The 11,583-nt window shown below is 38.6% G+C and carries 13 protein-coding genes; 11 read left to right on the top strand and 2 right to left on the bottom strand.

Annotated elements, in window-relative coordinates; all coding sequences use genetic code 11:
• Positions 1-30: 30 nt before the first annotated feature.
• Complete coding sequence (locus ACE1TH_RS18930; protein ID WP_375079748.1) at positions 31-834, bottom strand: IclR family transcriptional regulator; 804 nt, start codon at positions 832-834, stop codon at positions 31-33.
• Between the two features lie 186 nt (positions 835-1,020).
• Between ACE1TH_RS18930 and ACE1TH_RS18925 the strand changes: the two genes are divergently transcribed.
• From ACE1TH_RS18925 to ACE1TH_RS18910, 4 genes are read left to right on the top strand one after another with little or no spacing between them, the layout of a single operon-like run.
• Complete coding sequence (locus tag ACE1TH_RS18925) at positions 1,021-2,481, top strand: aldehyde dehydrogenase (RefSeq protein WP_375079747.1); 1,461 nt, start codon at positions 1,021-1,023, stop codon at positions 2,479-2,481.
• Positions 2,482-2,493: 12 nt separating this feature from the next.
• Entirely contained in the window at positions 2,494-3,294 is an 801-nt protein-coding gene (locus ACE1TH_RS18920; protein ID WP_375079746.1) for a 2-keto-4-pentenoate hydratase, read from the top strand.
• A gap of 11 nt (positions 3,295-3,305) precedes the next feature.
• Positions 3,306-4,094 carry a 2-keto-4-pentenoate hydratase gene (locus ACE1TH_RS18915; RefSeq protein WP_375079745.1) on the top strand — a complete coding sequence of 263 codons (789 nt, stop codon included), beginning with the start codon at positions 3,306-3,308 and terminating at the stop codon, positions 4,092-4,094.
• A gap of 13 nt (positions 4,095-4,107) precedes the next feature.
• Complete coding sequence (locus ACE1TH_RS18910) at positions 4,108-4,314, top strand: 2-hydroxymuconate tautomerase (protein WP_375079744.1); 207 nt, start codon at positions 4,108-4,110, stop codon at positions 4,312-4,314.
• A 72-nt stretch (positions 4,315-4,386) separates the two neighbouring features.
• Here ACE1TH_RS18910 and ACE1TH_RS18905 read toward each other — a convergent pair whose 3' ends face one another.
• Positions 4,387-5,268: a LysR substrate-binding domain-containing protein gene (locus ACE1TH_RS18905; RefSeq protein ID WP_375079743.1), complete on the bottom strand. Its 882-nt coding sequence runs from the start codon at positions 5,266-5,268 to the stop codon at positions 4,387-4,389.
• 275 nt (positions 5,269-5,543) lie between these two features.
• Here ACE1TH_RS18905 and ACE1TH_RS18900 point away from each other — a divergent pair, with 275 nt between their 5' ends.
• The 7 genes from ACE1TH_RS18900 to ACE1TH_RS18870 are packed head-to-tail and all read left to right on the top strand — an operon-like array spanning position 5,544 to position 11,481.
• Complete coding sequence (locus tag ACE1TH_RS18900) at positions 5,544-6,320, top strand: SDR family NAD(P)-dependent oxidoreductase (protein ID WP_375079742.1); 777 nt, start codon at positions 5,544-5,546, stop codon at positions 6,318-6,320.
• A gap of 21 nt (positions 6,321-6,341) precedes the next feature.
• Positions 6,342-7,622, top strand: a complete 1,281-nt coding sequence (locus tag ACE1TH_RS18895; protein ID WP_375079741.1) for an aromatic ring-hydroxylating oxygenase subunit alpha — start codon at positions 6,342-6,344, stop codon at positions 7,620-7,622.
• Positions 7,619-8,107 carry an aromatic-ring-hydroxylating dioxygenase subunit beta gene (locus ACE1TH_RS18890; protein WP_375079740.1) on the top strand — a complete coding sequence of 163 codons (489 nt, stop codon included), beginning with the start codon at positions 7,619-7,621 and terminating at the stop codon, positions 8,105-8,107. Before ACE1TH_RS18895 ends, ACE1TH_RS18890 begins: the two co-directional genes overlap by 4 nt.
• A gap of 31 nt (positions 8,108-8,138) precedes the next feature.
• Positions 8,139-9,146 (top strand): NAD(P)/FAD-dependent oxidoreductase, encoded by a 1,008-nt coding sequence (locus ACE1TH_RS18885; RefSeq protein ID WP_375079739.1) that lies wholly within the window; start codon positions 8,139-8,141, stop codon positions 9,144-9,146.
• A 25-nt stretch (positions 9,147-9,171) separates the two neighbouring features.
• Complete coding sequence (locus ACE1TH_RS18880) at positions 9,172-10,182, top strand: VOC family protein (protein ID WP_375079738.1); 1,011 nt, start codon at positions 9,172-9,174, stop codon at positions 10,180-10,182.
• Between the two features lie 28 nt (positions 10,183-10,210).
• Positions 10,211-11,227, top strand: a complete 1,017-nt coding sequence (locus ACE1TH_RS18875) for an amidohydrolase family protein (protein WP_375079737.1) — start codon at positions 10,211-10,213, stop codon at positions 11,225-11,227.
• A 20-nt stretch (positions 11,228-11,247) separates the two neighbouring features.
• Positions 11,248-11,481, top strand: coding sequence for a ferredoxin family protein (locus ACE1TH_RS18870; protein WP_375079736.1), 234 nt, complete (start codon positions 11,248-11,250; stop codon positions 11,479-11,481).
• Positions 11,482-11,583: the final 102 nt, after the last annotated feature.

Here is an 11,583-nt window from a genome sequence, read left to right as displayed (position 1 = left end):
TCTTTTTTTGTTCGGGATATTTGAAAAAATTCAGCGTTTAGGGAAATGTCGGAAGTATCGTTCATCATAACCAAGACGTTGAGAAGCTTCTTTCCCAGCCTCGATTACACGCTTTGCCATTTCAGGTAGATTGTAATCGTTCATTCGCTGGATGGGACCAACTATAGTGATTGCGCAAACAACTTGACCAGTATGATCTCGAATTGGTGCGGCTAGTGACTTTGTTCCCACAGTTAATTCTTCTGTACTAACAGCATATTGTTGTCTTTTAACAAGTGCTAATTCAGCTTTTAATTGATCGGGGTCGGTAATACTATACTTCGTGTAGGGTTGCAACCCATTTTGAATTGTTTGTTCAATAAGGCTTTCATCATTATAAGCCAGAAGAATTTTGCCAGAACTTGTACAATAAGATGGGTTTTTGCGACCGATATGTGTAAGGATTCTTACAGGATGATGGCATTCTTCTTTATGAATATAGATAGTATTAATGCCATCTAATATGGCTAAATGAGCGGTTTCCCCAGTTTTATTTACTAGTTTACCAAGAACGGGTGCAGCTTCTTTATGAATTTCTAAATTATTAGTCACAATCCCGCCAAGAGTGAGCACAGATAAACCTAATCGATATCCTCGTGAATGTTCATCTTTCACCAAAAACCCCTCGCTCACTAAGGTTGCTACTAAGCGACTAATTGTACTTTTAGCTAGCTGAAGTTCATCTGCTAATTCAGTAATTTTTTTTACAGGTTCATAAGTTGAAAAGCTTTTTAAAATTCTCAAAGCACTCCCGACTGAAGATAACAGTTGTGGCAATTCAGACTTTTTTTTCATATTTACTTCCTTCCTTTTTCTTATAGAGGAACAAGAATATTGATAATTATCTCTTATTATAAAGGGTTTAGTGTAGATAATGAAATATTTATTTAATTTTGTTGCGTATAGAAGAATTTATTTGTTTTGCATGCTAGAGGTCTTTCCTATAATAAACACAATGTTTGAATAAGAGGAGGATCTATTATGACAACTATGAGTCATGTGAAGAAGACAATGAATTGTTCACACTTTATCAATGGAGCTTATGTGCAATCAGAGAAGAATCAAACTTTTGAGAACATGAATCCTGCTACAGAAGAAAAGCTAGGAGATGTTGCATTAGGTCAAAAAGAGGATGTAGACAGAGCAGTTCAATCGGCTAAAGCAGCTTCATCAGGAAAATGGAAAGTAATGACGTTAAAAGAGCGATCAAACACGATTCGAAAAATTGGCGATTTAATTTTAGAGCGTAAAGATGAGTTAGCCATGTTAGAAACGTTAGATACTGGAAAGCCTTTATGGCTATCAAAGAAAGTTGATATTGATCGAGCGGCCAATAATTTTTATTTCTTTGCAGATTATATGACATCTATGGGGACTGAGGCCTACCAACAAGATGATGTAGCGATTCATTATGCAATAAGGAAACCAGTAGGTGTAGTTGGTCTTATCAATCCGTGGAATTTGCCTCTATTTCTAATGACCTGGAAACTTGCTCCCGCATTAGCTGCCGGAAATACAGTAGTCATGAAGCCATCCGAAATTACTCCGATGACGGCAACGGTATTAGTTGATATTTGTCAACAAGCTGGTATTCCTGACGGTGTTGTTAACCTTGTACATGGTCTTGGCGAAACAGGAGCTGCTTTATCATCACACCCTGATGTAGACGCAATTGCTTTCACAGGAGAGACGGTGACAGGAACGGCAATCATGAAGGCAGCAGCCCCTACGCTAAAAAAGTTATCATTTGAATTAGGAGGCAAGAATCCGAATATCATTTTTGCAGATGCTGACTTGGATGATGTGATTGACACAACGATTCGTTCAAGTTTTATTAATCAAGGTGAGGTTTGTCTATGTGGGTCTCGAATCTATGTTGAAGAGGATCTTTACGAGCGATTTATTGAACGGTTTGTTGAACGTACAAAGACGTTAAAAGTTGGAGATCCATTTAATGAAGATACGTATGTTGGTGCGCTCGTAAGTAAAGAGCACTATGAGAAAGTATTGCGTTATTTAGATATCGCTAAAAAAGAAGGAGGGCAATTTGAAACGGGAGGAACAATCGCAAATGAACATAAAAAGGGATATTATGTAAATCCAACGATTATAACTGGATTGGATAAAGACGCTCGTTGTGTTAGAGAAGAGATCTTTGGACCAGTTGTAACCGTTATTCCTTTTAAAACAGAAGAAGAAGTATTGAAGCAAGTTAATGACTCCCATTATGGATTGAGTGCTAGTTTATGGACAACAAATATAAAGCGAGCAACACGAGTGAGTGCACAAATTGAAGCAGGCATTGTTTGGATAAACACGTGGTTTTTAAGAGATTTAAGGACACCTTTTGGCGGAATGAAGCACAGTGGAATTGGCAGAGAAGGTGGTGTTCATAGCTTTGATTTTTACACAGAGTTAACGAACGTCACATTGAAGCTGTAAAGGAGGTAAGTTATGAGATCTCAAACTCCAGTAGATTATAAAATGTTAAGCGAACATCTGCAAAGTGCGTGGAGGAAAAATACTGGTGTAAAACCAGTAACGGTTTTGGCACCTGAACTGACTGTTGAAGATGCCTATCAAATTCAATTAGCACAAGTGCAGCGTTTTCTAGATGAGGGTCAAGTCATTACAGGGAAAAAAATTGGCTTAACCTCCAAAGCGATGCAAGTGCAACTTGGAGTAAACGAACCAGACTATGGACATCTTTTTAATAATATGCTCGTCCGTCATCAAGGAAAAGTAAAACAATCGGAATTGTTACAGCCTAAGGTAGAGGCAGAGATTGCGTTCAAGTTAAAGAAAACATTAAAAGGACCAAATATAAGTGCATTTGATGTAATCCAAGCGACCGAATATATTGTTCCTGCTATCGAGATAATAGATAGTCGGATTGAAGATTGGAAGTTGACGTTAAGAGACACGATTGCGGATAATGCTTCATCCGGGCTATACGTATTAGGTGATCAGAAAATTTCCCTTACAGGCATAGATTTACGTCAAATAGGGGTTTCGCTGTACAAAAATGATCAAATTGAAAACACAGGTGTGGGAGTTGCTGTTTTAAATCATCCAGCAAAATGTGTTGCTTGGCTTGCAAATAAATTAGCAAACTATCACTTAACTCTTGAAGAAGGAGAAGTGATCCTATCCGGTGCACTCTCTGGAGCAATTGAAGTAAATCCCGGTGATAAGGTTACAGCGAAATTTTCTTCAATCGGTCATGTAAGTGTAGAGTTTATAAACGACATTTAAGGAGAGGGAAAATGGAAGCCACTCAATTGAAACAGTTAGTTGACTACGTTTATCAGGCTGAAAAAAACAAACAAGAAATAACAAAAATTACGTCTTCACTCTATCCAAATTTACAAATTGAACAGGCGTATCTCATTCAAGAACATCTAATAGAACAAAAGGTGGGAGAAGGGTTGTCTGTAATTGGTCCGAAGATGGGGCTAACAAGTAAAGCGAAAATGGAGCAAATGAATGTAGAAGATCCAATTTTTGGGTATGTTTTTGATAATATGCTTATTGATGAAGACGAGCCAGTGTCCATGTCGAATTTCATTCATCCAAAGATGGAGCCTGAAATTGGTTTTATCTTAGAAAAAGATTTGTATGGATCGGATGTAACAGCTGAGCAAGTCATTGAACACACTCGCTATATCTTTCCAGCGGTGGAGGTTATTGATAGTCGCTATGAGAATTTTAATTTCACATTACCAGACGTAATTGCTGATAACACTTCCGCAGCTGGAGTTATTTTCGGGTATAAAATGAGCCTACCTACAGCACTTGAGTTAGATGTTCTTGGGGTAACGGTAAAAATAAATGGACAGACACAAGCTTTTGGAACAGGAGCGGCTGTACTTGGTCATCCTGCTGAGTCTGTTGCTAGACTTGCAAGAATGTTAAGTAAAAGTGGCAAGGGCGTAAAGAAAGATCAACCGATCTTAACTGGTGGGATCACGGAAGCTCTTCACTTAAATAGTGGTGATATTGTGCATGTTGATTACGGTGAGTTAGGTCAGTTATCGTTTCGTGTTACTTCGTAAATGAAAGGAGAAAATGATGCCGCTTGTACGAGTTGAAATACTAGAAGGTAGAAATTCAGATGTGATTGAAATCATGATGGAGGAAGTAACGGCAACAATCCATCGCACACTTGATTCCCCTAAAGAAAATATTCGTGTCATTGTTCATGAAATTCCGCATACACATTGGTCAATCGGTGGTCATAGTGTACGAGAGTTAAGAGAGGATAAGTCCCGATAGGCCATGAGAAATAATTAAGATTTTTTGCAAAAAGAAGCAAGTCGTCAACTGACTTGCTTCTTTTTATTTAGCTTATATTTGTGAATATTTGTGGTTAATAATCGAATAAATAATTTTTTTTGCTAGGTGTTTAATTTGAGGGGTTTTGCGATATTGCACGTAAACGGAGTTCGGTATAGCCGTTAGTTCTGCGACTTTCCGTGTTGTAGTTTTTAGATGATAGTTTTCATCAATCCCCAATTTAGGAATGATACCTATTCCGATATTATGCGAAACAGCTTTTAACAGCATTTCGTTATTATCAACATCAATACGAGTGAGTTCATTTACAGATAATAGTTTTTGGTCAATTAATTGCCAAAGCGCAGTATTTCTTCTAAAACTAATAATCGTTTCTTTATGCAAATGGTGTAATGACAACTGGTCATAGCTTGTTAAAGGATGAGTAGTTGGAAGAACAAGGACCAGTTCATTGGAAAATAAAAATTCTGACTCTATATCCGAATTTTCCGATAAAACATTTCGAGCAAAAATTAAATCAATCTCCCCAGCAAGAACTCGTTCATTAAGGTTAACAGAATCATAGCCTTCAATCACTTGAATATCAATCTTTCCAATTGATTTAATCGTTTTTAGCAGTTCAACAATAAAAGAGTATGAATAACCGGGAGAGAATCCAACACGAATTACAGGATCTTTTGTCAAGTTTGTAATCTCTTTGGATTGTTTCATATAGATTAGTATATTTTTAGCATAGTCTTTAAACAAATCTCCTTGCCGAGTTAAGAAAACTTCGTGGCCATTTCTTTGAAAAAGCTCACAACATAAGATGTCTTCAAGTGCTTTTATACGTGATGTAACAGTTGGTTGTGTGACATTTAAATATTTGGCGGCTTTCGAGTAGCTTTTGTAATCAACGATGGCTAAAAACGTAATAAGTTGGTACTCATTCAATTCCATCTCCTCCTTATGTCATTCTTTCCTTCTATTATAATTCATCTTAATTGTAAGCGCATTCAATAACCGGAGGTTTTCTTCTTTTATTATAGTAGAACGATGCTCAGTGAATAGAACTGTGTTCTTTTATATGCAACAAAATATGGCATCGATGAAAATTTTTTTGGAAACGATAGAAATATAAAAAATGTTCAATTGGAATTTGAAACCTATAAAAAATATACTGAAAGGAGAGGTTAGGAAGGAAAAAACACAAAAGGGAGGCGGAAAAATTGAGTGATCAGCTTTTAAGCGAAACGCTATCGGATCAAGTTGCGATTGTCACAGGGTCTGCACGAGGTATAGGGAAAGAGATTGCGTTAAAATTGTTACGGTCTGGTGCAAAAGTTCTTGTATGTGGAACGGAAGAAGAACGAACGAAAAAAGCAGTTGATGAATTGAAAGCGTTGACAAATGGTGAAGTCCAAGATTTTATCGGTGACTTAAGCGATGAGAAGCAAGTTGATCAAATGGTCACTAAGACCATTCAAATTTGGGGGAAAATTGATGTTTTAGTTAATAATGCTGGTGGAGGGGTCATCTTACCGTTTTTAGAACAGACACCAGAAACATTAAAACAGACAATTGATCGCAATTTGTGGACAGCAGTTTGGTGCTGTTACAAAGTGTTACCTCACATGGTCGAAAGAAAATACGGGAGAATTGTGAATGTAGGAGCTGACTCTGTTCGCAATGGATTATGGGATCATGCAGCATATAACGCCGCAAAAGGCGGTATGCATGCGATGACTACTGGATTAGCTCGAGAGTTTGCTCGCTATGATATTACGGTAAATACGATTGCACCTCCTGCAGTTGATTGTGAGGCACTCGATCGTATCCGTGAACGAGATTCAGCTCTTGTAGATAAATATATTGAGATTATCCCTAAAGGGCGGGCAGCAAAAATGGAAGAGGTTGCGGATGCAGTGTGGTATGTTTCAACAAAGGGAGCATCTTTTATTACAGGACAAGTAATTAGTGTCAACGGTGGTAGTAACATGCTTTAAACGATAGAGGAGGGAATTAAAATGAAAGAGATTTTACGAGACAATATTGATAAGAATGAGTTCCTTGTTCATCGAAGTGTATTCACGGATAAAGAAATATTAGCTCACGAGCGCGCAGAGATTTTTAGTAAGTGCTGGCTGTTTATCGGGCACGAAACAGAAGTGCCGAATGCTGGTGATTATAAAAGAAAAAAAGTGGGTGGACGAAATCTCGTTCTTGTTCATAGTCATGATGGTGAAATTCGTGCACTTTATAATACTTGTCCACATCGAGGAGCACTTGTTTGTAGAGAAAATGAAGGGAATTCTCGTGTATTTCGCTGTTTCTATCATGCGTGGAGTTTTACGAATGATGGAAAATTACAAGGTATGCCGGGGAAAGATGGCTTTCCAGAAGACTTTAATGATTGTGGAACGAAAGATATGAAAGCGGTTAATAGAGTAGAGCAGTATCGTGGGTTTATCTTTGTCAACTTTGACGATGATGCAATGTCGTTAGATGAGTACCTAGCTGGAGCGAAAGAGTATATAGATTTAGCAGTAGATCAGTCCGAACATGGTTTAGAAGCTTTAGGTGGGGTCCAGCAATATAGTGTTCGAGCAAATTGGAAATTACTTGCTGAAAATAGTGTGGACCTTTATCACGGTATGCCAACACATAAAACGTATTTTGATATAAAGCTTGCCCAAGACCCTGAGATTAAAAAAGTGAAGTTAGAAGGGAGAGGGAAGGATTTAGGGAATGGTCATGCAGTGATGGAATACATGGCACCTTGGGGGAGACCGATTGCTCAGTGGACGGCAATATGGAGTGAAGCGTTAAAAGCCGATATGGAAAAAATGAAAGAGCGATTAGTAGAGCGCTTTGGCGAGGAACGAGCTGATCGAATTGCGAATTATAATCGAAACATTATTATATTTCCGAACCTAGTCATCAACGACATCATGGCAATCACTGCACGTACGTTCTATCCAACGTCACCAGACTATTTAGAGGTATCGGGCTATTCTCTCGCACCAGTTGGTGAACCAGCGGATCATCGACTCGCTCGTAATAATAACTTCTTAGAGTTCCTTGGTCCAGGTGGGTTTGCCACGCCGGATGACAATGAAGCATTAGAGCTCTGTCAAGAAGCGTATACCAATAATACAGAGGTGGAGTGGAACGATATCTCCAAAGGCATGGTTCGTGGTGAAGAAAATACGTTGGCTACAGATGAGTTACAAATGAGAAGTTTTTGGCGTCAGTATAATAAAGTAATTCAAGCTTCAATAATGAATCAGGAGGCGTCGTTAAAATGACAGTAACTACTGATGTAAGACAAGATGTAGTGGATTTCTTGTATGAAGAAGCACGACTTTTAGATCAGTGGAAACTACTGGAGTGGGCGAATCTATTTACAGAGGACGGAAGCTATTATGTTCCGCCAATTGGTGAACCGGATGCTGATCCGTATAAGTCATTGTATTACATTCATGATAGTCGTTCACGGTTACAAGAGCGGGCGGAAAGGTTGCTAAAAAAAGAAGCTCATGTGGAATATCCACATTCTACAACCGTGCGAAATTACCACAACATTCTTATCAAGGAAGGGAATCAGGAAACGATTCAAGTCGAATGTAACTTTACGACTTACCGAACAAAGCGAGAAGTAATGGACACATTTATTGGAACAGCGTCTTTTACGTTAGAACAAACAACAGGCGGGCTCGCAATTAATAGCAAAAAAGTGATCTTACAACTTGATAGCTTGCGCCCCCAAGGGAAAATTAGTCTAATTTTATAGACGGTTAGAGAGACTAAGGGAGTGTTTCTAAATGTTGGATAGGAAAGTATATGACATAACCATTGTTGGTGGCGGACCTGTAGGGATGTTTACAGCTTTTTATGCAGGGATGCGGCAAGCAAGCGTAAAATTAATTGAAAGCTTGCCAGAACTTGGAGGGCAACTACAAGCATTATATCCAGAAAAATTTGTTTATGATGTTGCTGGTTTTCCAAAAGTGCGAGCGCGCGATCTTGTTTCGGGTCTAAAAGCACAGATGGCTCAGTTTGATACCCAAGTCTGTTTAAACGAAGAAGTACTTGAGGTGACAAAAGAAGAACATTGTTTTGTAATCAGAACAAATCACGGAAACCATTATTCAAAGACCATCATTATTACTGCTGGGAACGGGGCATTTAAGCCAAGAACACTAAAACTTTCGAATGAAGATTTATTTAAAGGGAAAAATATCCATTATGAAATCACAAACCTTGAGCGTTTTAAAGGACGAGAGGTTGTCGTATTTGGCGGCGGGGATTCTGCTGTTGATTGGGCACTTATGCTTGAAGAGATCTGTTTAAAGGTGACAGTTGTGCATAGAAGAGACCGTTTTCGGGCCCATGATTATAGTGTTAAATGTTTAAAAGAATCAAGCGCATCCGTTTTAACACCCTATGTTCCAATAGAGATTCGAGGGGATGAGCAAATTGAGAGCGTCCTTGTTAAAGAAGTTAAGGGCGAGAAGCATGTATTAGTGGAAGCCGACGATTTTATCGTGAACTATGGATTTATTTCAAATCTCGGTCCAATTAATGATTGGGGACTCGATATTGAAAAAAATTCAATTCTTGTTAATGAAATTGGAGAAACGAACATCCCTGGTATTTACGCAGTTGGGGACGTCGCAACATATAGAGGGAAAGTGAAATTAATGGCAGCTGGATTTGGTGAAGCGCCGATTGCCGTCAGTCATGCAAAGGTATTTATTGATCCAAGCTCATCTTTGCATGGAGCTCATAGTACGAGCTTAATGGAAAAAGTAGTTGAAAAAACTAGTTGAAGAAAAGGAATAAGGAGGCTAACGAATGACAAATATCATGAACGATATCATTAATAAGGACGAAGCACAAGAAAGGCTCGAGGCTTATTTGCGAACAGTTGCACACCTTGGTCATGTTGACATTACTGTGAACAAGATGGAACAGTCACTTTGGTTTTTTACAGAGGTAATGGGCCTTGTTGTTACGGAACAAGAAGGAAATCGTGCTTTCTTACGAGCATGGCAAGATTATGATCACCACACGCTTGTGTTGGAAGAAGGACATGAATCAAAAGTAAATCGAATTGGTTGGCGTGTAAGTGCGAAAGAATCTCTTTATCTATTTGAACGAGTCCTGAAAGAAATGAATATGGAATTTCAATGGGTGGACAAGGGATCTAAAAAAGCAATTGGAGAAGCTGTTCATTTTCATTCTCCAGCAGGCGTACCTATTGAGCTTTATTGGGAAAAAGAATTGTTTGTGACAAATAATCCTGAATTGACTTCAAAGTTACCTAGTCATCCAAGTAAGTATCGATCATATGGTGTATCACCAAGGCGATTTGACCACGTAAATATTATGGTGAACGATGTGAAAAAAGAGCAGGAGTGGTGGACAAAATTTTTAGGAGTACATCATCGTTATTATATCGAAAATTCAGAACAAACTCGTTTAGGATCATGGTTGAGCCGAACGAATATCGCTCATGAAATTGCTTTTATGCGTAACGCAAATCAAGATGGAGGGAAATTCCATCATTTAGCCTATTACCTTGATTCTCCAGATGAATTAATTCGGGCAGCCAATTTAATGGCAGAGAATGGACTGAAAATTGAGTGGGGACCTGGAAAGCACGGAACGAGCGGAGCACAATTTATTTATGTGTTTGAACCATCCGGTCATCGAGTTGAGATCTGGACAGGTGGCATGCTAATTTTTTCGCCAGATTGGGAGCCGATCCAATGGACATCTGACGTCGGGGAATTAGGTCTAGAAATGTGGGGAAGTAAACCGCCTGAATCATATTTCACCTATGGCGTCCAATTAGGAAAATAATCGATAGAGTAGAAAGAGGCGTTCAATCATGGAACGAACACTACGAGTTGATTTCCATACTCATGTTATATCTGAAGATTTTATAAATTTAGCGAAAAAATATAGTGATGACCGCTGGCCAGTCTTGGAAAAAACGTGTCACTGTGGCGCCAAGATTATGATCAATGGAAAGAATTTTAGAGACGTTACGAATCAAGCTTGGGCGTTCGACAAACGAATAGAGGACATGGATAACGAAGGAATTGATGTGCAAGTTCTTTCACCTATCCCTGTTACCTTTAGTTATTGGGCAGATGCAGGAAAAGGACTTGAATTAGCACAATCACAAAATGATTTTATCGCATCAATCGTTTCACGTGAGCCAAAGCGTTTTGTAGGTCTTGGAACAGTGCCATTACAAAATCCTCAATTAGCGATTCGTGAGATGAAGCGTTTATATGAGACGTTAGGATTGGCTGGCATTGAAATAGGTACAAATGTAAACGGAATGAATCTAGATGATCCATTTCTAGACCCCTTTTTTGAAGCCGCCAATGATCTTGGTGTTCCATTGTTTGTTCATCCATGGGATACATTAGGAAAGGAGCGATTTCCTCGCCATAATTTCATGTATATGATCGGTATGCCTTCAGAAACAGCTCTCGCTGCAGGGAGTATAATTATGAGTGGCATGTTGGATCGGTATAAGAATTTAAAGATTTGTTTTGCACATGGTGGAGGAGCACTACCGTATCTTATACCTAGGATGGACCAAGGATATGAAGTCTGGCCACAAATAAGAAAAACAACTAAAAGACCGAGCGAATATATCAACAAGCTTTTTTACGATGCCCTCGTTTATGACCGTGATAACTTAAGGTTTATGATTAATCGATTAGGGGCAAATCGGATCATTGCGGGATCGGACTATCCGTTTTTATTAAGGGAAGTTCCCTCTGGAAAAGTAGTGGATGAGTTGGATGATCTAACTGAAAAAGAAAAAGAAGGAATACATGGTTTACATGCATTACAATTTCTGGGGCTCAATAAAGAGGATTTTCTATAGAAATTTAAGGAGGTTTATAAATGGCTTACGTCATCATGAGTGGTTGTCAACAGGAGAAAGCAGCGGAATGTGTTGATATTTGTCCAGTTGATTGCATAGAAGAAGGAGATGATCAATATTACATTGATCCGAATTTATGCATTGATTGTGGTGCATGTGTGGCTGCCTGTCCTGTACAAGCCATTGTAGCCGAAGACGATTTACCAAAAGAAGAGCTCCATCAAATGAAAAAGGCAGAGAAATTTTTTGATTAGTACATGAAGACTCTATTTCGATAGGAAATAGAGTCTTTTCTTTAGAAATCCATTTCATATGAACAGGTAAAATTTGTTATAGTTTAGTTATAAGTACTAAGG

The sequence above is a fragment of the Shouchella sp. JSM 1781072 genome (assembly GCF_041949915.1).
Taxonomy (GTDB): domain Bacteria; phylum Bacillota; class Bacilli; order Bacillales; family Bacillaceae_D; genus Shouchella.
This window is presented reverse-complemented; position numbering and strand designations above follow the sequence as displayed.